The 22,059-nt window shown below is 54.3% G+C and carries 19 protein-coding genes; 12 read left to right on the plus strand and 7 right to left on the minus strand.

The features are described 5' to 3' along the window. Positions 1 to 36: 36 nt before the first annotated feature. Complete coding sequence (locus FCN15_RS06815) at positions 37 to 1,284, minus strand: purple acid phosphatase family protein (RefSeq protein ID WP_238996540.1); 1,248 nt, start codon at positions 1,282 to 1,284, stop codon at positions 37 to 39. Between the two features lie 275 nt (positions 1,285 to 1,559). Between FCN15_RS06815 and FCN15_RS06820 the strand changes: the two genes are divergently transcribed. The 7 genes from FCN15_RS06820 to FCN15_RS06850 all read left to right on the plus strand — a co-directional run bounded on the left by FCN15_RS06820 (position 1,560) and on the right by FCN15_RS06850 (position 9,262). Beyond that, positions 1,560 to 2,273: a polyphosphate polymerase domain-containing protein gene (locus tag FCN15_RS06820; protein ID WP_138494245.1), complete on the plus strand. Its 714-nt coding sequence runs from the start codon at positions 1,560 to 1,562 to the stop codon at positions 2,271 to 2,273. Between the two features lie 3 nt (positions 2,274 to 2,276). Continuing rightward, positions 2,277 to 2,981 carry a DUF4956 domain-containing protein gene (locus FCN15_RS06825; RefSeq protein WP_138494246.1) on the plus strand — a complete coding sequence of 235 codons (705 nt, stop codon included), beginning with the start codon at positions 2,277 to 2,279 and terminating at the stop codon, positions 2,979 to 2,981. A 21-nt stretch (positions 2,982 to 3,002) separates the two neighbouring features. Further along, on the plus strand, positions 3,003 to 4,997 hold the full coding sequence (locus FCN15_RS06830) for a CotH kinase family protein (protein WP_138494247.1): 1,995 nt from the start codon (positions 3,003 to 3,005) through the stop codon (positions 4,995 to 4,997). A 184-nt stretch (positions 4,998 to 5,181) separates the two neighbouring features. After that, complete coding sequence (locus tag FCN15_RS06835; protein WP_138494248.1) at positions 5,182 to 5,898, plus strand: glycosyltransferase family 2 protein; 717 nt, start codon at positions 5,182 to 5,184, stop codon at positions 5,896 to 5,898. 116 nt (positions 5,899 to 6,014) lie between these two features. Continuing rightward, entirely contained in the window at positions 6,015 to 7,004 is a 990-nt protein-coding gene (locus FCN15_RS06840; RefSeq protein WP_138494249.1) for a Gfo/Idh/MocA family protein, read from the plus strand. Between the two features lie 145 nt (positions 7,005 to 7,149). Continuing rightward, entirely contained in the window at positions 7,150 to 8,688 is a 1,539-nt protein-coding gene (locus FCN15_RS06845; RefSeq protein WP_138494250.1) for an MDR family MFS transporter, read from the plus strand. A gap of 4 nt (positions 8,689 to 8,692) precedes the next feature. After that, entirely contained in the window at positions 8,693 to 9,262 is a 570-nt protein-coding gene (locus FCN15_RS06850) for a PadR family transcriptional regulator (protein ID WP_138494251.1), read from the plus strand. A gap of 159 nt (positions 9,263 to 9,421) precedes the next feature. On the opposite strand, the gene FCN15_RS06855 is transcribed toward FCN15_RS06850, so the two are convergent. Both FCN15_RS06855 and FCN15_RS19140 read right to left on the minus strand, forming a co-directional pair. Continuing rightward, on the minus strand, positions 9,422 to 11,137 hold the full coding sequence (locus FCN15_RS06855; protein ID WP_138494252.1) for an NAD-dependent malic enzyme: 1,716 nt from the start codon (positions 11,135 to 11,137) through the stop codon (positions 9,422 to 9,424). A 199-nt stretch (positions 11,138 to 11,336) separates the two neighbouring features. Beyond that, a complete protein-coding gene (locus tag FCN15_RS19140) occupies positions 11,337 to 11,489 on the minus strand; it encodes a hypothetical protein (protein ID WP_162515304.1) in 153 nt (50 codons plus the stop codon). A 221-nt stretch (positions 11,490 to 11,710) separates the two neighbouring features. On the opposite strand from FCN15_RS19140, the gene FCN15_RS06860 reads away from it, so the two are divergent. Next, positions 11,711 to 12,244 carry a hypothetical protein gene (locus FCN15_RS06860; RefSeq protein ID WP_138494253.1) on the plus strand — a complete coding sequence of 178 codons (534 nt, stop codon included), beginning with the start codon at positions 11,711 to 11,713 and terminating at the stop codon, positions 12,242 to 12,244. Positions 12,245 to 12,249: 5 nt separating this feature from the next. On the opposite strand, the gene FCN15_RS06865 is transcribed toward FCN15_RS06860, so the two are convergent. Further along, on the minus strand, positions 12,250 to 13,437 hold the full coding sequence (locus FCN15_RS06865; RefSeq protein WP_238996541.1) for an ROK family transcriptional regulator: 1,188 nt from the start codon (positions 13,435 to 13,437) through the stop codon (positions 12,250 to 12,252). 301 nt (positions 13,438 to 13,738) lie between these two features. On the opposite strand from FCN15_RS06865, the gene FCN15_RS06870 reads away from it, so the two are divergent. Together FCN15_RS06870 and FCN15_RS06875 are read left to right on the plus strand one after the other, a co-directional pair. Beyond that, positions 13,739 to 14,374 (plus strand): chromate transporter, encoded by a 636-nt coding sequence (locus tag FCN15_RS06870; protein WP_138494255.1) that lies wholly within the window; start codon positions 13,739 to 13,741, stop codon positions 14,372 to 14,374. 11 nt (positions 14,375 to 14,385) lie between these two features. Further along, positions 14,386 to 14,925: a chromate transporter gene (locus FCN15_RS06875; protein WP_138494256.1), complete on the plus strand. Its 540-nt coding sequence runs from the start codon at positions 14,386 to 14,388 to the stop codon at positions 14,923 to 14,925. 150 nt (positions 14,926 to 15,075) lie between these two features. On the opposite strand, the gene FCN15_RS06880 is transcribed toward FCN15_RS06875, so the two are convergent. Together FCN15_RS06880 and deoD are read right to left on the minus strand one after the other, a co-directional pair. Then, positions 15,076 to 16,377 (minus strand): pyrimidine-nucleoside phosphorylase, encoded by a 1,302-nt coding sequence (locus FCN15_RS06880; protein ID WP_138494257.1) that lies wholly within the window; start codon positions 16,375 to 16,377, stop codon positions 15,076 to 15,078. Positions 16,378 to 16,415: 38 nt separating this feature from the next. After that, positions 16,416 to 17,123, minus strand: a complete 708-nt coding sequence (gene deoD, locus FCN15_RS06885; protein WP_138494258.1) for a purine-nucleoside phosphorylase — start codon at positions 17,121 to 17,123, stop codon at positions 16,416 to 16,418. 377 nt (positions 17,124 to 17,500) lie between these two features. On the opposite strand from deoD, the gene FCN15_RS06890 reads away from it, so the two are divergent. Then, positions 17,501 to 19,846, plus strand: a complete 2,346-nt coding sequence (locus FCN15_RS06890; protein ID WP_238996542.1) for an alpha/beta hydrolase family protein — start codon at positions 17,501 to 17,503, stop codon at positions 19,844 to 19,846. 47 nt (positions 19,847 to 19,893) lie between these two features. Here FCN15_RS06890 and FCN15_RS06895 read toward each other — a convergent pair whose 3' ends face one another. Next, entirely contained in the window at positions 19,894 to 20,832 is a 939-nt protein-coding gene (locus tag FCN15_RS06895; protein ID WP_138494260.1) for a LysR family transcriptional regulator, read from the minus strand. A 213-nt stretch (positions 20,833 to 21,045) separates the two neighbouring features. Here FCN15_RS06895 and FCN15_RS06900 point away from each other — a divergent pair, with 213 nt between their 5' ends. Beyond that, entirely contained in the window at positions 21,046 to 22,005 is a 960-nt protein-coding gene (locus FCN15_RS06900) for a phosphate ABC transporter substrate-binding protein (protein ID WP_138494261.1), read from the plus strand. Positions 22,006 to 22,059 lie beyond the last annotated feature (54 nt).

The raw sequence follows: 22,059 nt of genomic DNA on the forward strand, positions 1-22,059 counted from the left end.
TTCCGCCGCCCGCCTGATTTTTCGCCGGGACATCCCTTAGTGCTTCAGCACAAACTCGTCCAGCTTGTTCCCGTCAACGTCGTATGCGGAATAGGTAAGCGTGCTGCCGCTGATCTGGATCCCGGCAAACATCTGCTTGTTGTTCTGAAAATGCACCGCATGATAAAACTTGTCGCTCTTCTTCTCATTGAACTTGGAGCCGGAGGCGTTGGTTACCACATAGACGGTGCCGTTGCCTTCGTCCGTTATTTTTCCACCCTTTAAAGGATACGATCTGGAATACTCATGATTGTGACCCTGCAGCACAAGGTCGACGTGGTATTGGTCAAACAGCTCCACCCAATCGTCCACTTTATCGTACATGCTTCCTCCATACGGGGGCCGGTGCAGGGCGGCGATAATCCATTCTTTATCGGTGTTCTTCAAATCCTGCTTCAGCCAATCCGTCTGCTTCTTGATGTTGGATTCGGTATTCAGCACAACGAAGTGGGCATTTCCATAATCGAAGGAATAGCTGGTCCCCGGATTAGAGCCCTCGGCACCATTATCAGGCAGGTTGAAATGGGAAACGTAGGCGTCCGCCTGCTTGTCCACCTCGTCATGATTACCGGTCACCGGCATCAGCGGAACCTCAGAAATCCAGGGCTGGGCATCTGCAAAGAAAGCCTTCCACCCCGCTTCATCCGCCGGATCCTCCGTCAAATCGCCGTTATGAATGACAAACCGTGCCCCGGAAAAAGTCTTAAAGGCCGCACTTAACGTCTGGCCCCATTTTGCAAAATCCGCCTCATTCACTCCCTGGGAATCCGTTATATTAATGAAGCTGAACGCCGTCAAATCCTGCTCCTCGGTCGTGAAGGAGGCGGGTTCACTCCACTTTCCGCTCGCCGGGCTGCCAACCCGGTACGTATAAGCGGTTCCCGGCTCAAGCCCCGATGCTTCGGCTTTATGAACCCCTTTCTGCTGCCCGCTGCTACCCTCGTAAACGGTCGTTTCACCTTGAACGCTGATCAGATCCGCAGAGCTGAAATCCGGTGTCCCCTCCCCTTTAAGCAGCTGAACCACCGTTTCCTCTCCGGCATCATCCGTATACCAGGTGAAAGCCCGGCTTGTCTGCGGATCGCTCTTGAATGTCGTTACGATGTCGTAGGGTCCCCCGTTCTTGCTCTCCGTTCCTCCGGCTGTGTTCTCTGTTCTTCCCGCTATCCTGCCCAGATATAGAACAACGCCTATGATAAGCAGCCCGGCGACTGCGATCCACCAGAAGTCTTTCATTTTTCCCATTCTCCAATTCTCCGTTCTCTTCAAAAAAGTGTTGCTAACACCTTACCCGCTGTCAGCAGGCATGTCAAATTCCGGCTTTGTAAAATTCAATATTGTCAAATTCCGGCTTTGTTAAATCCGATCTGCACTTTTGTTAACGCAGTGTAAAATTTTCAGGAACTCTTCAGTCAGCATTAAGCGAGCTATCAGCGGAGCGCTTTAATATAAACTACGTGAAAGGCAGACGACTGCGTCAAGCAGCGCTGACAGCACTCCATAGCAAGGAAGAGGGGACTATGCAGAAAAAACTGAAGTACCGCAACGAGCTCAAATTTCTGATCAACCAGCACCAGTACTTTGTGATCAAGCAGCGGCTCAAACATTTGATGGCCCACGATCCCAACGTAGGGCCGACAGGCGAATATCACATTCGCAGCCTGTATTTTGATGATATCGACAATACGGCACTGCATGAGAAGCTGGGCGGGCTCCGCGACCGGGCGAAATACCGGATCCGCATCTACAACGTTCAGGACAAGGTCATTCACTTTGAGAAGAAGATCAAGTACAGAGATCTCATCTCCAAGGTGAACGCTTCGCTGACCCGGGAGATGTACAACCAGATCCTAGCCGGAAATTACGAGGTGCTGAATGTTCCGGACAAGCCGCTCCTGATGGAGATTTACCATGAAACCAAAGTGAATCTGCTGCGGCCCAAGGTCATCGTCGATTATGTGCGGGAGCCTTATGTCTTCCGATACGGCAATGTAAGGATTACCTTCGACAAACAGCTGCGGACGGGTCTGAACAACCTGGATATCTTTGATCCGGAGCTGGCGACAGTGAGCGCACTGGACGATGATCTGATCATTCTGGAGGTCAAATATGACGAGTATATTCCGGAATTTATCAAAGCCGGGCTCCAGCTGGACGGCCTTAACCGTCAGTCGGCATCCAAATATGTGATCTGCCGCAAATATTCAAAAACCAACACCTGGGAGGACTATTGATTTATGAACACAAACACAACTGCGGAGACATCCAACACTTTCTCCGATATTATCAAAAATTCGGTGCTGAGCAATTTCTCATCCGATGTTTCTTTATCCAAAATGCTGATTACATTCGCCGTTGCTTTCCTGATCGGATTCTTTATCTACACGCTTTATAAGCGGGTATTCAGCGGCGTACTGTACTCCAAGAGCTTCAATATCTCGCTGATCGGCATGACCATGGTAACAGCGATGGTCATCATCGCAATCAACTCCAACCTCGTCCTGTCGCTCGGTATGGTCGGCGCCTTGTCCATCGTTCGTTTCAGAACGCCTATTAAAGACCCGACTGACCTGATCTTCCTGTTCTGGGCTGCTGCGGCAGGCATCGTAACAGGCGCCGGATTCTTTACGCTGGCAGCTATCGGTACCGTTATTGTCGGCTTGATCCTGTTCTTCTTCATCAAAAAATCTTCACTCGAAACGCCTTACCTCGTTGTTGTGAACGTAGCGGACGATGAAACCGAGCAGGCGGTAATCGGTCAATTAGGCTCCCTGGTCAAACGCTTCAACGTGAAGCAGAAGACCGTAACAAGCAGCAACATCGAGATGACGCTGGAAATCCGCCTGCGCGGGCAGGAGACTGCGTTTGTCAACCAGATTACGGCGATCAGCGGCGTCAGAAATGCCGTACTGCTCAGCTACAGCGGAGATTATGTATCCTAAAATCATGGAGGTGGAGGCAAGATGAAGTCCAGACTTACTTCATTTCTTCTGGTCCTCAGCTCCCTTGTCCTGGTCTTCGGTCTGGCTGGCTGCAGCTGGGCCGGCTCCGGAACAAGCACAACCAGCAGCACGAATTCGGATTCGGACTCGTCTGCCGGAACAGCCAGCACCCGCACCATCTCTGCAGATGAGAAGAAGCTGGATGAAGAGGTTTTTCCTGAAGATAAAGTAGTAGACGTTAAGATTACAGTGGATGAAAATGATTTTCAGGATATGCTGGACAACGCCAGCGCAGAAGAATACAAAACGGCAACGGTCGAATATAACGGCGTTACCTACGACAATGTCGGCATCCGGACGAAGGGCAATTTGAGCCTGCGGAGCGTGGTCAGCTCGGACTCGGACCGCTACAGCTTCAAGCTTTCTTTCGACGAATATGTGAACCAGACGATCGACGGGATCAGCAAAATCAACCTGAACAACCAGTACAGCGACGCCTCTTACATGCGTGAATTCCTCGCTTATGAGCTGGCCGAGCAAATGGGCCTTCCGGTGCCGAAGCATTCCTTTGTGGATGTGTATGTCAACGGCGAGCTCTGGGGCTTCTATCTCGCGGTTGAGCAGATTGGAGACGCTTATCTGGAGCGCTATTTCGGCAATTCCTACGGCGCACTTTACAAAGGCACCATGGGCACCGGCAGCGACCTGCTGTACATTGATGACGATGCCGATTCCTATTCCGGACTTGTGCAGAAATCGGAATCCACGGACGGCGGCGTTCTGGTCAATATGATCAAAGAGCTGAATAACGGAACGGATTACGAAAGCGTGCTTGATGTCGAGGAGGCGCTGAAATACATCGCCCTTCAGGTTGTCACCAACAATACGGACAGCTATATCGGAGGCAACAAGCAGAACTATTATCTGTATGAAAAAGACGGCGTCTTCTCTGTGCTGCCATGGGACTATAATATGGCCTTCAGCGGCATGGGCGGAGGCATGGGCGGCGGTATGGGCGACCCGGATGATCCCGCCGAGGATGCGGCTGACACAGCCGGTGCCGGGCAGGCTCAGGCCGCAGCTGGCGGCGCACAGGCGCAGTCAGCCGGGCAAAGCACGGCGGCGCAGACGGACGGCGGTGCCGCAGCGGACGACGCAGCGGGCAATGCGGCGGCGGGCAATGCGGCGGCGGGCAATGCAGCAGCAGGCGGGAACGATCAGGCAGCTGCCGGCAATCAAGCCGGCGGCGGTGCAGGCTACAGCCTGCTGATCGACGAGCCTACGCAGGGCTCTTTGGACGAACGGCCGCTGGTTGCCAAGCTGCTTGCGGTAGATAAATACAAAACGCTGTATCACGAAATCATTCAGAATGCGATCGACGGCCTGCTGGCCAACGATACCTTCACAGCTAAGGTTGAGGAGCTGCAAACCATGATCTCCTCGCACGTTCAAGCAGACCCGCGTCCCTTCTACACTTATGAGGAATACGAAGCGGGCGTACAATCGCTGATCCAAACCAACGCGACAGCTGTCAGCACCATCCAGCAGCAGCTTGACGGAACGTCCCCTTCCTCGGGTGACGGCTCCGGCAGCGGCGGCATGGGCGGCGGTGGCGGCAATATGCCGAACTTCGGCAATGCCAATGACGCTGCCGGCACGAATGCTGCTGCCCAGCAGGGTGACAGCACAGCAGGCGGAGCTGCCGCTGCAGGCGACGCTCAGCAGACTGGCGATGCCCAGCAGACTGGCAATACTCAACAGAATGGCAACGCCCAGCAGAACGGCGGCGCCGCTCCTAACGGCAACACTCCGCCGGACGGCTTTGGCGGCGGCTTCGGCGGCGGGCCGGGCGGAGGCATGGACGGCGGCGGAGGCTTTGGCGGCCAGGACGGCGGCGGGCAAACTACCGCACAGTCTCAGGGCTCTGTCAAGGACGCCTGGACAGCCGGCGCTGCATTGGTGATCCTCCTGCTTGCCAGCGTGTTTGTGATCTTCTACAAACGCCGGCGGCTGTAGTCACCTGCACTTCTATAAACACATCCCGCAGCTCCCTGCTGGGGATGTGCTTATTTTTTTACAGCTGACGGAGGCAGGCTCTGTTCATCAATCTGCTCAAAATCCACGTTTATCCAGTCTCGCTTCTTCTTTCTTTCATACACTGGTACATAATGTGTGGATTTCTGAGAAAGGTGTTGGAGCTATGCACCCGACTGTTACGGTCGTAATTCCCTTTTACAACTGTCCATATATCGACCAGGCCCTATCCAGCGTGCTGAATCAAACCTATGAAAAGCTTGAGATTATCGTTGTGGATGACGGGTCCACCCAGCATCAGCACAAGCTGGATCCCTTCCGTTCCCGGATCGTCTACCTCGGCAAAAGCAACGGCGGCACAGCCAGCGCTCTCAATTACGGCATGCAGCAAGCAAGCGGCAAATATATCGCCTGGCTCAGTTCGGACGATTATTTTCATCCGGATAAAATTACGAACCAAGTCGCCTTTATGGAGACGCATCATCTCCAGTTCAGCTTTACCGATTACCATACGACCGACGAGCAGAACCGGATAACCGGCTATAACAGTCAAAGCTCTTTCGAGAATGAAAAAGCGCTGATATCGTCCCTGCTCCATTATTGTCCGATTAACGGCTGTACGGTGATGATGCTCCGGAATCTGGCAGAGTCGCTCGGCTGGTTTAATAAGCAGCTGCCCTACACGCATGACTATGATCTTTGGGTCCGCATCGCTTTAAACGGTGTCCGCATGGCTTATCTGAACCAGCCGCTCACCCATTACCGCCGGCACTCCGGCATGGGAACCGTCCGCCATATGGACCGGATTACATCCGAGTTTGATTCAATTAAAGCTTATTACACCCCGCTGCTTCAGCATAAAATTGCAGGAATGTCCGGTTAACCAGCAGGCTGGCGGGGTTGCATTTCTTTGTCCGTTCTATTATAACTGACAATGATGAATACTTGCGGCCGTAAGACGTGTCCTGGCGGCAAGCTACCCCTAAGGAGGCATAAAGCATGATTCGTTTCGGCATCATTGGAACCAACTGGATTACCGACCGGTTCATTGAGGCGGCGATCGAGGCAGAAGGATTTGTTCTTTCGTCCGTGTATTCCCGCACAACAGAGCAGGCGCAGGCCTTTGCCGACAAGCATAAAATTCCCAATACGTATACCAATCTGACTGCGATGTTCGAAAGCGGCACCGTAGATGCTGTATATATTGCAAGCCCAAATTCCCTGCATGCCAGCCAGGCTATCGAAGCCATGAATCACGGCATCCATGTGCTGTGCGAGAAGCCGGCAGCTTCCAATGCCCGCGAAGTGAAGGCGGTCATCGAAGCAGCCAAAGCTAACAATGTAGTCTTTATGGAAGCTTTAAAGACGACCCTGCTTCCCAACTTCCGGACGATCCGCGACAATTTGAACAAGATCGGCCCGATCCGCCGCTATATCGCTAACTTCTGCCAATACTCCTCCCGCTACGATGCCTACAAGCAGGGGGAAATTTTGAATGCCTTCAAACCGGAATTCTCCAATGGGGCGCTGATGGATCTCGGCATCTACGGCATTTACCCGATGGTGGCCTTATTCGGCAAACCGTCTGCCGTCAAAGCGACGGGCTACATGCTGGAATCCGGCGTTGACGGCGAAGGAATGCTGATTGCCGCTTATCCCGAAATGGATGCCGTCGTTATGTATTCCAAAATTACGGACTCGGCCCTCCCGTCCGAAATTCAAGGGGAACTCGGTTCCATTGTCATTGATAAGCTGAGCCAGCCTCACCATGTTTATATCCGCTACCGGGACGGGCGTGAGGAGGATATCTCCATCCCAACCGCCCTGCCGAGCATGACTTACGAGACGGTTGAATTTATGAAGGTCATCCGCCAGGGCTCCGGTGAATCTGCCGTTAACAGCCATGAGCGCACTTTGGCGGCGGCTGAAATTATGGACGAAGCCCGCAGACAGCTTGGACTTGTTTTTCCGGCTGACCAGCAGGGATAACTGTAACTTGCACCGGCGCCAGGCCCGGCACCGATATAAAAGCTGCTTTCTCCGTACATGGGGAGAGCAGCTTTTTTGCAATTGATTTCTATTCAAATTTGAATATAATGAGAAAGTATTCAAATTTGAATAAAGGAGTTCACTCATGATTCAAAGTAATTCAAGAAGCCTCCGGTTTATCGTAGCCGGCTTGCTGCTGGGCATTTTGATGTCCGCGATGGACAATACGATCGTAACCACCGCTATGGGCACCATCGTGTCCGATCTTGGAGGAATGGACCAGTTTGTCTGGGTCACCTCGGCTTATATGGTCGCCGTAATGGCCGGCACGCCGATATTCGGCAAGCTGTCGGATATGTACGGCCGCAAGAGATTTTACATTTTCGGCATTGTTGTGTTCCTGCTGGGCTCGATTCTGTGCGGGCTTGCCGGCAGCATCACGCAGCTCAGCCTGTTCCGTGTCATTCAGGGCATCGGGGGCGGCGCTTTGATGCCAATTGCCTTTACAATTATTTTTGATATTTTCCCGCCGAAGTCCCGCGGCAAAGCCACCGGCCTGTTCGGAGCCGTATTCGGGCTCTCCAGCATTGTGGGGCCGCTTCTCGGCGCCTTTATTACCGATCATCTTGGCTGGAACTGGGTATTTTACATCAATGTACCGGTCGGGATCGTTTCGTTTATTCTGATTATGGCGTTCTACAAGGAATCCCCGAATCACTTGAAGCAGCGAATCGACTGGTTTGGGGCTATCACGCTTGTCGGGGCAATCGTCTGCCTCATGTTCGCCCTGGAGCTGGGCGGAGAAACCTATGCCTGGGATTCCGCGCAGATTCTCGGCTTGTTCGCCGGGTTTGCCGTATTGCTGATCGCCTTCCTGCTTATCGAACGCAAAGTGGCTGAGCCGGTCATTTCCTTCGATATGTTTAAGGTGCGGCTGTTTGCCACTAGCAACGGCGTAGCCCTGTTCTATGGAGCCGTATTTATCGTGGCTACCGTTTATATTCCGATCTTTGTGCAGGGCGTATACGGGGGCACAGCCACCAACTCCGGCCTGATTCTGATGCCGATGATGATCGGCTCTGTGATCGGCGCCCAGTCCGGCGGCCTGCTGTCTACCCGGACATCGTTCCGCCGCATTATGCTGATGTCCATTATCTTTTTCCTGGCCGGTATTCTGCTGCTCGGAACGCTCAATTCGGATTCTCCGCGGACGCTGCTGACCATCTACAGTGTTGTGACGGGAATCGGGGTCGGCTTCTCCTTCTCCACGCTGAACCTTTCCGGCATTCATCATTTTGATACGCGCCAGCGCGGATCGGCAACCTCTACGATTACGTTCATGCGGTCCCTGGGCATGACGCTCGGAATTACCATCTTCGGCATCATCCAGCGCAACCTGCTGTCCGATCAAATGACGAAGGCGTTTGCCGGCAGCGGCCAAAGTGCGGCTTCCATCGGCAATCCTCAGAACGCGCTGACGCCGGAGAACCGCAAGCAGATTCCGGAGGCCGTGCTGCATAAAATTTCGGATGCCATGGCGACTTCCATCGCCCACACCTTCTTATGGTCGCTTATCGCAGCTGGCGCAGCCGCTTTGTTTATTCTGCTGATGCCAAACGACCGGGTGCTGGTCAACAAACAGGCTCCAGCCGGGCAGCCTGCGGCGACCGTGTCCGGGGAGTAACGTCATGCCCATCAAACTGGCGATTTTGGGTCTGTTGATGGAGAAGGACATGCACCCTTATGAGATCCGCACGATCATGAAGGACCGCTCGCTGGATCAGAACACCAAAATCCAGATCGGCTCCCTCTATTATGCCGTTGAGCAGCTGTGCAAGCAGGGCCTGATCGAGGCGGTTGAGGTTATCAAGAGTGAGAATCGTCCGGATAAGACCGTCTATCATATTACCGATAAAGGCAAGGCCTGTTTTGATAACATGCTGCTCAGCATGCTTGAGGAAATCGAGCCGATTCATACCCCGATCAAGATGGCGCTGTCCTTTGCCTGGAAGGGCGATCAGTCCAAAATGGCCGATGTGCTCAAGAATCGTGTGCAGGAAGCCGAGCATCAGGTCAATTACCTGTACGAGGTCTATACGGAGCACATTGGCGTCGTTCCGCGGAGCGTTCTGCATCTGATGGCGGCTAATTATGAGCATGCCAAAACCGAGCTGAAATGGGTAAAAAGATTATACCAGGATGCCAAAGACGGCCGCCTCGGCGACCGCAGCGCGGATCCTGTTGTGGATGAAGATTAAGACGTTTATCACCTGAAAAATAAACCATAAAAAGCCAGTCCCGCAAACAGGGAGCCTCTTCCGGTCCCCAGCTTGCGGAGCTGGCTTTTTCTTTGTAACAGTCATTGACTCCTGCCGTTGTACATCGCTGCCATTATATCCCCGCCGTTGTACCCCTGCCTACGCGATTACGAGCTCCTGCACCGCTTTGACTGGCTTGTACTCACTCTGCCAAACCGCGCAGCGCACCGCTTCCTCGACATCCTCCGGCACACAGCCGGCGATGCCTTCTGCAATCGCCTGCTTCGCAGCAGCGGCGGCAACAGCGACGGATACCGCCCGCAGCTCATTGACGCGCGGCAGCAGCGGGCTTCCCGGCCCGTCCCACGGCACAAAGGAGGCGATCGCTTCGGCCGCAGCGCTGAACATGCCGGGGGACAGGGTTTGAGCCTTGACGACGATGGCGCCAAGCCCCAGCCCCGGGAACACCAGCGCGTTATTGGACTGGGCGATTTCGTGCCGGACTCCGTTCCATTCGGCAGGCTCGAAGGGGCTGCCGGTCGCAATCAGCGCTCTGCCGTCCGTCCAGGCCAAGAGATCAGCCGGCACGGCTTCGGCAAGCGCTGTCGGATTGGACATCGGCAGAATGACCGGCCGCTCCGTATGCCGGGCCATTTCCCTTACCACTTCCTCGGTAAAAGCTCCAGCCGAACCTGAGGTTCCGATCAGGATGGTCGGCTTCACGCGGCGGACCACCTCCAGCAGCGGGATCGTCCCTGCCTCATTCCGGAGCCAGCCGCGGCATTCTGCATCCTGACGCACATAAGGCCGCTGGTAGTCCAGCACATCCGCTGTGCTCTCCGTCAGCAGGCCGCGCTGGTCATACGCCCAGAAGCGGCTCCGCGCTTCCGCTTCGGACAGCCCCTCCTTCACCATTGCCGCACACATCTGATCGGCATTCCCGATTCCTGCGGAGCCCGGCCCGAATACCAGCACCCGCTGCTCTGCAAGCGGAATGCCTGTGATCCGGCAGGCCGACTGCACGGCGGCCAGCGTGACCGCTCCCGTGCCCTGGATATCGTCGTTGAAGGTAGGCAGCGCTGCCGCGTATTTATTCAAAATGTTCCGCGCATTGACACTCCCCAGATCCTCCCAATGCAGCAGGGCATCAGGAAAAATCCGGACAGCATTCTCTACAAAACGGTCGATAAACTGCTCATACCGCTCTCCCCGCACCCGCGCATGGCGGTTGCCCATATATAAAGGATCCTCGAGCAGCCTCCGGTTGTCGGTTCCGACGTCCAGCACAACGGCCAGCACCCGGCTGGGATCAATCCCGGCCGCAGCCGTATAAACGGCCAGCTTGCCGATCGAGATATGGATGCCGCCCACTCCCCAGTCCCCGATTCCCAAAATGCTCTCTGAATCCGTCACCACAATCAGATCAATCGCTTCCACAGAATCCACCACGTTCAAGAAGGCCTGTTCGATCCCTTCAGGATCATTAATGGACAAATACACCCCGCCCGGCCGGTGATATTCATGGCTGTACTGCTGGATAGCCTCGCTTACCGTCGGCGTGTATACAAGCGGCAGGATTTCGCTCAAATGCTCACCAAGCAGACGATAGAACAGAACCACATTCCGGTGGAACAAATCGTTAAGCGCAATGTTCTTGTGCAGATCATCCGGCTGGTTCTGCAGCTGCTCGTATACCCTTTGCGTCTGCTCTTCAATCGTCATTACCGTCGGCGGCAGCAGCCCGTCAAGGCCCAGCTCCAGCCGTTCTTCCTTCGTAAAGGCTACCCCTTTATTCAGCAGCGGATTGGCAAGCAGTTCTTTCCCCCGTAACGAGGTTTCAATAAATCCCTCAGCTGTATGTCTGTATGAGCGCATTTGGAACCCTTCTTTCCGTGTCAGCTTCTAATTCATCTATCCTTAACTCGGCGCTGTCGGCTCTCAAATTGCCCATAAAAAAATGCAAAAAGCCGTCCATCGGCTTCATTGTAACCGGAGGCGGCTTTTCAGAAAATAATAATTTTAACATTTCATACAGTTTTCAAATTTTCATGGCAAAATCGGGAAAATAGGCGGATTAACGCCGTTCAGCCTGCTTTAATTTTTCATTCAAAATTTCCGCGAAGCTGGACGATTTGTCATTGGAGGTTTCCTTCTTGGGAATGCTGCTGCTCGGGGACTTAAAGAATTGGTGATGATAAGGCGCTGAGGCGTGGACACTTAAATTCACTTTGTCTTCTCTCCCTTCTGTTTGTCCCCGTTATTACCCGGCCAGACAGCCAGCCAAACCCTTTTTCCAAAAAACAGGAATAAATGGCTAACCGGAACGAAAGCTTCCGGGGCCGGCAGGCCCTCTTCTGCAAGACCTTTTTCCTGCTTTCTGGTAAACTTGGATTCATGACCGGGAATAAAGAGGGACTTCGGAAGTTCCATCAGGATGGAGGAATTTAATTGAAAGAACAGCTTATAGAAGCTTGTGCGTCGGGGAGGATTACCGGCCGGCAGCTTGATCAAATACTGGAAACCTTGGCAAATGGACTGCTGCTGTATGATGACGGGTCGGCAATTACGGCGGAGGATTTTCTCTCCCGGCTGGAATTCGGCATCAGCAGCCTTGAAGGCGCTGAACTGGCCGCTGTCCGGGCGTTCTACGAGCTTGCGGTCCGGCTCTGCCGGAGATTTCAGGACGAAGCCGGATATGGGACGCTTCAGGATTGTCTCAGCCTGCAGCTGGATTTGTGGAGGGCAGGGCTATTGAAGCTGGAGGATTGGATCAGCTGGATGGAGCAGGCGGCGGACGGCGGGGCTGCCCTGCCGGAGTATGATTTTCCAAAGCTGCTGCAGCAGCCGGCGCTGCCGGAGGGCTTTATGATTCAGGATTTTCACGACCTGCTGCTTGACCTGCTGGAATCGCAGCCCGGCCAGCCCTGGGCGGTTCAGCAGCGCAATCAGCTGTATGAGCGGCTCGGTGTGGTTCTGCAGTAAGCCGTTTATTCCAGAGACATCTGCTTAAACACGAGAAGCGCCGCTCCGGTCGATACCGCGTTCTCCTGCAGCATTTCGTTAACGAACAAAGGCTGATATTCGGGATAATAATAGATTTTGTCCTTTGCAGCCGAGATCACCTTGTCATAGTAACCGGGATGCGCGTGAATCAGCGGCCCGCCCAATATTACCGCTTCCGGATGGAGAATATTAATCAGATTGGCTAGTCCGATGCCCAAATAGACAGCAGATTGCAGAAAGAGCTCCTCTACAAACCTGTTCCCCTGCCGGAGCGCTTCTGTCAGAGTGTCGAAGTTTATTTTGTCCGCCGGCATCTCCTTCTTCTCCGGGCCGTCCAGCCGGTTCAGGCCCAGCCTGCGCTGGGCCCGCACCTGCTTCTCCAATGCCTGAACCGAAGCGTAAGCCTCAAGCGCGCCGTAGTTGCCTGAATCGTGCAGCCGGTGGCCGTCTGTCTGAATGACCATCTGCCCGATCGAGCCTTCCCTGTCGACGGCGCCATGGACAATCTGGCCGCTGGACATCATGGCCGAACGAAGGCCGGTACCGGCATGCACATAAAGCATATCCTGGATGCGCTCATCGCGCAGCGCCCAGTGCTCGCCGATCAGGGCGGTATTTGCCCCATTTTCCAGCACAGCCTTAATCCCCGTTCTCTGCTCCAGCCAGCCGCATACCGGCAGGTTCTGCCATCCCTCAGCCGGAAAATGCTGCGGATTGATAAGGATCCCCTTCTGCCTGTCCAGCGGCCCAACCGCCCCGATTCCGATGCCTTCAACCCTGCTCTTGTCTATCCCCTGCTCCAGGAGCATGGAGCCGATACGCGCTGCAATCCGTTCCAGGAGATGCTCCGGCGTCATCGTTTCGTCCATCGTCCATCTGCTGAAGGCAAGCGGGTTCATATTCAGGTCATACAGGCCCAGCGAGGAATAAAGCCTTGATATTTCAAGACCAAAAATAACTCTCCTCAGCGGATTGATCCGGTAAAGAATCGGCTTCCTGCCGCCGGTTGACTGCCCCAGGCCTGCTTCGATAATCCAGCCTTCGCGGATAAGCTCCTCGAGCAGTCTTGTGAGGCTGCTTCCCGTCAGCTTGAACCTCTCCAGCAGCTCGGCTTTGGAAATATCTTTCTGCACCGCAATCCGGTCATACACCGCTCTTTTGACTGAAGACATGAAAGGGCCTGTTTTGTTCATACACTGCTCCATTATTCTTATTATTCTTGTCGGATAACACCATTATAGAAGGTTGAATTCTAATTTGCCATATTCTCCTTAATATCAAAATAACAAAAAGAAGATTCCCGCGCCGTTAATTGCGCCAATTCCGATGCTAGAACCCCGATAAAGCGCAATTATTTTCTACTTGGGCGCAGGTTCCGAACCCAAACTACAGCTGCTGGGCGAAAGTTAATACCATAATGGCAGAAAGGTGATATACTGAAAGCCGTGGACAAAACAGCCTGAGGTGAACAGCATGGAGAATAAAATAACGCAGAAGCTGCTTCTGCTGGGTGAGTTATTCTGGGTCTTCTTCAAAATCGGCCCTTCCACCTTTGGCGGTGGATACGCCATGATGGCCGTCATCGAACAGGAAGTGGCCGGCAAACGAAAGTGGATGGACGAATCGGAAATGAGCGATCTGCTGTCTATCGCCGGTTCAGCCCCGGGAGGCGTCGGCGTAAATGCTTCCGCTTTTATCGGCTACCGGCTCGGTAAAATCCCCGGTGCGGCTGCTGCCGTGCTCGGCATCACTCTTCCGACCTTCTTGATTGTATATGTACTTAGCTTCTTCTACAGCTACCTGCAGGAGGTGCCCAAGGTGCAAGCCGCCATGAAGGGCATTAACGGTGCTGTGCTTGGTTTTATTGGTGCGGCTGCCTACAGAATGGCCAAATCGGCTCTGGTTGACTGGAGCACCCTGGCCGCTGCGGCCGGGTCACTTGCCGTCCTCCTTCTGACCGGCTGGAATCCCATCTTTATGATCCTGGCGGGGCTTGGCCTTGGAATCATCATTGTGCGGGCCAAGAAATGGCTCGGCTTAAAGGTGGTAACGGAGAAAACCTCATCGTCCGGCCAGGCTGAAACCGGCGTGATTGAATATTACATCTAGGGGTGGACATTGTGTTATTGTGGCAGCTGTTTGTATCCTTCCTCAAAATCGGATTTATGTCCTTCGGCGGCGGTTATGCCGTCATTTCCATGATTCAATATGAAACGAACCGGTTCGGCTGGGTCAGCGGGGAGGAGCTCCGCCAAGCAGTGTCGCTGTCCGGCATGTCGCCGGGTTCGATTGCAACCAACAGCGCGACGCTGATCGGTTACCGGGCAGCCGGGCTGCCTGGAGCGATTGCGGCCACGACCGGCATCGTTCTGCCATCGCTGATCGTGGTTATCCTCATTGCGGCCTGCTTCTACAGGCTCCATTCCAGCTTCTGGGTGAAGTCCTCCTTCTACGGCTTACGGCCGATCATCACAGGGCTTATCGTCTATGCGGCCATCCATTTCGGTTTTCCGGACCGCAGTGCGGGCGCTATTTTTAACTGGACGACCTTTGCAACGCTGCTGATCGGGGCCGCTTCCTTTGCCGCCGTCACCAAATATAAGATTCACCCCTTAAAAATCCTGTTCCTTTCCGCCTGTGCCGGAATTATTCTCTTCTGATCCCTAAAAAAACCTCCAAGACCGCTCTGCCCGCCGGGCATTGTACGCTCTTGAAGGTTTAAGATACAGGGCTGCTTCCCGCCAGGGCCGCAGCCTCTTTCATTTTTATTCCGTCTTTGATTATTCAATCTTTGATTATTCAGTCTTTGATTATTCAATCACGATGCCATGCACCAGCACAGGAGCCTCGGCATGGTCTGCGATGCGGATGCATTCGTAGATTTTCGCTGTTACGGCTTCAACATCCTCGTTATTGGCATGAATCGTCACCAGCGAATCGCCCGCTTTGACGGGGTCGCCGATCTTCTTGTTCAGCATCAGGCCTACCGCGAGATCAATCTCCGATTCCTTCGTTGCCCGGCCTGCCCCAAGCCACATCGCAGCCGTTCCGATTCCGTCCGCAATAATCTCGGCCACGACGCCGTCCGTTTTGGCCGGCACCTCAATCTTGTATGCGGCCTGCGGCAGCTTCTCCGGATGGTCGACAACCGACGGATCGCCGCCCTGGTTGGCGATAAACTGCTTGAACTTCTCCAGCGCCGCGCCGCTGCGGATCGCTTCGCGCAGCTTCTCCTCCGCTTCTTCAAGCGATGAAGCCTTGCCCGCCAAGTATACCATTTGGCGTCCCAAAGCCAGGCACAGCTCCTCCAGGTCCGCCGGCCCCTGCCCTTTCAGCGCGTCAATGGCTTCCTGCACCTCAAGCGCGTTGCCGATTGCGCAGCCCAGCGGCTGGCTCATGTCGGAGATAACTGCCATCGTCTTGCGGCCGACATTGTTGCCGATCCGCACCATCGCCTGCGCAAGCTCTGCAGCATCCTCCGCCGTCTTCATAAAGGCGCCTGAGCCGGTTTTGACATCCAGCACAATTGCGTCGGAGCCTGCGGCAATCTTCTTGCTCATGATAGAGCTTGCGATCAGCGGAATCGAGTTCACGGTTGCCGTTACGTCCCGCAGCGCGTACAGCTTTTTATCCGCAGGGGTAAGGTTGCCTGACTGGCCGACGACAGCAATTTTAAACCGGTTGACCAGATCCGCAAATTCCTGCGTGCTGATCTCCGTATGGAAGCCCGGGATGGACTCCAGCTTATCAATGGTTCCGCCGGTATGGCCAAGGCCGCGCCCGGACATTTTGGCAACCGGAATATCCAGCGCCGCCACCAGGGGCGCCAGCACCAGGGTGGTTGTATCTCCTACGCCACCGGTGGAATGCTTATCCACCTTAATGCCCTCGATCGATGAAAGGTCGATCACATCACCGGAATTGACCATCGCCATGGTCAGATCGGCGCGCTCCCGCTCGTTCATGTCCTGGAAGAAGATCGCCATGGCCAGCGCGCTAACCTGGTAATCCGGGATCTCTCCCCGGGTGTAGCCTTCAATAATATAGTTGATTTCTTCCGTCAGCAGCTCGCCGCCATCCCGTTTCTTCTCAATTAAATCCACCATTCTCATCGCGCCTGTCCCCGCTTTCTTAAATTACTCCGTCCCGCCTACAGATGAACGGCCGTGTCCAGCGCCACTTCCATCATCTCTTTAAAAGTAGTCTGGCGTTCCTCGGAGGTGGTTTCTTCACCTGTAATCAAATGGTCGCTGACCGTCAGGATCGTCAACGCCTTAACGCCATATTTGGCAGCCAGCGTATAGAGCGCGGTTGTCTCCATCTCCACGCCGAGCACGCCGTATTTCATCAGCAGCTCGCTTACAGAGGTGTCATCACGGTAGAACATGTCCGAGCTGAAAATATTGCCGACATGCATCTTGAGCCCCTTCTCCACGCCGCGCTCGTAAGCCGATTTCAGCAGCTCAAAGCTCGCAATCGGAGCAAAATCATACCCGCCGAACACATGCCGGTTCATGCTGGAATCCGTGCAGGCGGCCTGGGCCAGAATAACGTCCCGCACACGGACATGCTCCTGCATGCCGCCGCAGGTACCGACACGGATCAGATTCTTGACGCCGTATTCGCGGATCAGCTCGTTAACATAGATCGCAATGGATGGAGTTCCCATGCCCGTTCCCTGCACAGACACTCTTGTTCCCTGATAAGTTCCCGTGAAACCAAGCATGCCGCGGACTTCATTGTAGCAGGTCACATCCGTCAAATACGTTTCAGCGATAAATTTGGCGCGGAGCGGATCTCCTGGCAGCAGGATCGTCTCCGCAATATCTCCCGGCTTGGCCGCGATATGTACACTCATCTTATTGATCTCCTTTTGCTCGTAAAATAAATAATGGCCGGAATCACGTGATCGGATACCCGGCTGGGCCTTATGAGAGCATGAAGACCAGGATACCCAGGCCTTGTTGAAACCTGCGGCAAGCCCCTGTTATTCTGTGCACCCATCGGCTCTTCTATTATATAAGAAGAAAATGAAAAAAAACAGAACCGCCCCCGCCGAGACTAATCCGGAAGAGCGGATGTCGCGGACGCTGCGGCCCAGACTGTCCTCTCCATAAGCATATCCCATGATTTCCTGTCAGCGGACGATTTGTTTCATGTTACAATAGATGTTAGGCTAACCAGCCTGCTGTTCATCAGCAGAAGAAGCATATAAGCATAGAAACATAGAAGTCATTGAACCAGAGATGGCCTAGAAGCAGAAATGGCCTAGAAGCAGGAGAAATTATGGACATTCAATTTGAACCCTTATACCCAGAAATCCCCCTTATTAAACCGCCGCTCAGACAGCGGCTGAGGACCCGCATTGCCGCAACCTACCGCTATGATACCTTCATCTGGCAGGCTGCATTATTCGGCCTTTGGGCCGTGGTGCTGGCCGCATTTACGTTAACCGCGCTCGGGCTGCCTACCGGCCGCGGAACGGGCTTTGACGTGCTGGTCTTTGCGGCCGGCGGCACGCTGGCCATGGCCCTGTCGGCCAATGTGCTGGCCGTGCTGCTGGCGCTGGCCGGCCTGAAGCTGCCCCGGCTGTTCACCGGGGCATGGCTCTATTCGGCCGGCGCCGTCTTGACCATCTTCCGCTACTCAGGCGCAAGATGGGACGTTTCGGCTGCGGCGGCTGTATTCGCCGCCTGCGCAGGCACTTTAGCCGGCCTGGCCGCCGGCTTTCTCTTCAAGCCGCGCGCGGCGTGGTCGCGCAGGCTTGCCGGCTTTCTGCTGCCGGCGGCCGCCTGCGCAGCGCTTGTGTATCTGCCGCTGCACAGCGGCGGCAGCGAGCCGCTGGCGGCAAAGCCGGCGGCAGGCCCGGCGGCGGCCATCAGCGCCGGCAATCCCGGGCTGCCCGGTGCCGTCTCTTACCGCTCCTTCACTTATGGCAGCGGCACCGATCTGCACCGGAGCGAGTTCGGCGAGGATGCCGGTCTTCGGTCCGTCTCAGTGGACGGCTCGAAGATCCTTACGAACTGGTCCGATGCCCGGACCTCGTTCTGGGGCTTTGACTCCAAATCGCTGCCCCTGAACGGCAGAGTCTGGATGCCGGAAGGCAGCGGCCCTTTTCCGCTTATTCTCATCGTCCACGGCAATCATTTAATGGAGGATTACTCCGATGAAGGATACGCTTATCTGGGCGAGCTGCTTGCCAGCCGGGGATTTATCGCTATCTCCGTCGATGAGAATTTCTTCAATTACTCCGCCTGGACCGGCATCCCCGGCAATGACATGAAAGCCCGGGCCTGGCTGCTGCTGAAGCATCTTCAGCAGATCAGCCAGTTTGCCGCGGACAGCAGCACACCTTTTTACAATAAAGTCGATTTTGACCGGATCGGCCTGATCGGCCATTCGCGCGGCGGCCAGGCTGTGGCGATGGCGGCGGACCCGCTCCGCTGGTTTCAGCGCGGGGACTCGCTCGAAGATCTCGACAAATACCATATCGTCAGCGTGGCTGCGATAGCGCCTACCGATAAGAAGGTGGACAATAACCTGGCGCGTCTCAGCAACGTCAATTATTTCTCCCTGCAGGGCGCCCAGGATGGGGATGTCAGTGATTTCTACGGCGACCGGCAGTACAGCCGGGCCACCTTCGATAAAGGCAGCTCCGCCTTTAAGGCGACTTTATACGTCGACGGAGCGAATCACAGCCAGTTTAATACAAGCTGGGGCCATTATGATGCAAGCTTCCCGACCGGAATTCTGCTCAGCAGAAGCCGGATTATGAATGAGGAGAGCCAGCGCCAGATCGCCAAGGTTTATGTATCCGCCTTTATGGAAGCTACCCTGCACGGCAAGACTGAATATACCGAACTGTTCCGGGATTACCGCTCAGGACTCGATTGGCTGCCGGCTACGTCTTACTTCAGCCGTTATGAAGACGGGCATCTCACGCTCCTGGCTGACTATGAAGAGGATTACAACGTAAACACGATCCGGGGCGGGGGAACTGCAGAAGCCAGCGGTGTTAAACTGAGCGAGGAGCAGGTCCGTGACCGGGAGAACAGTGTCAAAACAGAACGCGGAGCCGTCCTGGAGTGGCAGGCACCTTCCGGTGCGGACAGCACGGATACAGAAGTGCCGGCATACAAGCTGACGCTGCGCACCTCCGGCAACAGCAGCCAGTTTAACTATGCGCTGTCCCATGCGGCGGGACTGTCTTTCTCCATGGCCAACTTGAACTATCAGCTTGAGGAGGACAAAGATACAGCGGCGGCCAAAGTCCCCGATCTTACCCTGGAGCTCGAAAGCTCTGACGGCGCCAAAGCCCGCCTTCCATTATCAGAATTTATGACGGCCGAGCCTCTGCCGGTCAGCAAATTTACGATAAATCCGTGGCTGGACGACAAAATTGAAGACGGCAAATACCAGCAGCATACGGAGACGATTTTTCAGACCTACCGGCTCGATTTTGACAGATTCACGGAGCAGAACCCGGCGTTTCAGCCTTCGAAATTATCTTCAATTACCTTCTACCTGAACGGAGGACCGGGGAAAATCATGCTCAGCACGATCGGCGTCTACGCTGAATAAGAAAAGCGCGCCGCCCCGGCGCCGGCTGAAGCTGAAATTGAACTTGTTCAAGCCAAGCTTCTTATCCATTCGGACAGCTCTGCTGTAATCCCGGCCCCCGGCTCTCCGGCATGCGCCAATAATCCCATAGTAAAAGATTGAACAGGCAGTGTCTCCCCAAGCGGGAGCACTGCTATTTCTTTGTCTGCCCTTTCTGAGTCAAAGTCTAGATTCAAGTCCAAGTTCAGATCCAAGTCCAGGTCCAGACCCTCGGCTGCCCTCTTGGCAGCGAAAGCGGCGCCCATACCCAGCTTGACGGCCTGCACCGCGGCTGTGAAGGAAGATACGGCCGTCATGCTCAGCAGCCCGATCCGGTGCTCCTTCGTCCAGGACGAAACAGCCGCCTTCAGGCAGGCGGAGCCCTCATAGCTGATAAACCTTTCCTGCCTGATCTCGTCAGCGGTCAAGCCGCCCCCCCCGGCCCATTTATGATGCCTGCTGCAGATGATGACAAGCTCATCCTCAAACAGGGCTTCGAACCGGCCCTGCAGCCTGCCCGCTGCGCTCTGCTCCATCAGGACTGCGTCGAGCAGACCTTCGCTGAACAGGGAAGCCAATTCGGATTCCGCTCCAAAGCGGACCTCAATCCGCAGCTCCGGATAAGCCTGTTCAAGTCTCCGGACACCGCGCAGCAGCAGCGGCGCATAAGCATCCTCAGCTCCCAGCCTGATCAGGCCGGCCCCCGGCTTCTTAAACTGCTCCAGCATTCTTTCGGCTTCCCCAAGAAGAGCGGTCATTTTCTGCGCGTACGGGTAGAGGGCTTTCCCGGCTTCACTCAGCCAGACCCGCCCGCCTCTGGTTTGGTAGAGGGTGACTCCGAGCTCCTCCTCCAGGCTTTTCATATGAAAAGTGACCGTCGGCTGCTTCATTTGCAGTTCATGGGCAACCTCCGTAACCTTCTTAAACTTCTCTATGTACACTAGAATTTGCAATTTTATTAAATTCAAGGAATCCACCCCTCTCTTTATCCTCTTCCTCTACGGCTCTTTCTATAGTATACATTTTTTCTATAATCCCATAGATAAAATAGAAGTATTTTTATTATTGATTTTACATTTAGCTGACTTCTGTCAAACGAACGATTTCTATAATGAAAATATCGATGAGGACAAGAGAACTCTATCGAGAAAATAAATACAAGTATGGGGGAATCCTAAGTCATGAAATTTGGTAAATCCGCAGTCCTTGCACTTACACTTGCATTCAGCGTTTCTCTGGCAGCTTGCGGCAATAACAATAACAGCTCTTCCGGCAGCAGCTCTTCTAACAACGCTTCCGGTTCTGCCAACACAGCTTCATCTGCTCCTGCCTCTGCCGAATCTACGCTGAGCGGTTCCATTATCGCTTCCGGCTCCACAGCTTTGCAGCCGCTTGTTGACCAGGCAGCCAAGAAGTTCTCTGAAACAAACAGCGATGTGTCCATTCAAGTACAAGGCGGCGGCAGCGGTACCGGCCTGACTCAGGTATCCGAAGGCCAGGTTCAAATCGGCAACTCCGACGTATTCGCTGAAGAGAAGATCGACGATGCGGCTAAAGCTGCAGAACTTAAGGATCATCAAGTTGCCGTAGTAGCTATGGCAGCCGTAGTTAATAAAGAAGTTGGCGTTACAAACCTGACGAAACAGCAGCTGGTCGATATCTTCACCGGCAAAGTAACAAACTGGAAAGACGTAGGCGGGAAAGATCAAGGTATCGTTATTATCAATCGTCCTAGCAGCTCCGGTACCCGCGCTACTTTCGAGAAATATGCCCTGGGCCAAAAGACGGAAGACCTGAAAGGCTCCATCCAGGAAGATTCCTCAGGCACTGTTAAGAAGCTGGTTAATGAAACTCCCGGCGCAATCGGCTACCTTGCCTTCTCGTACATTGACGACACCGTTCAATCCGTTCAATACGATGGCGTAGATCCTACTGCTGATAACGTGACTTCCGGTAAATATCCGGTTTGGGCTTACGAGCACATGTATACAAAAGGCGATCCTGACGCCGCTACGCAGGCATTCCTGGACTACATGGTATCCGATGAAGTTCAAAACGGTGACGTAGTTGAGCTTGGATACATCCCTGTATCCAAAATGACCGTTACCCGCGATAAGGACGGCAACGTCACGAATAAATAATGTGTTAACCGTTCGTCTCATCAGGAGGCCGAAGGCGCAAGCCTTCGACCTCTA

This window comes from Paenibacillus pinistramenti (assembly GCF_005869875.1).
GTDB lineage: Bacteria > Bacillota > Bacilli > Paenibacillales > Paenibacillaceae > Fontibacillus > Fontibacillus pinistramenti.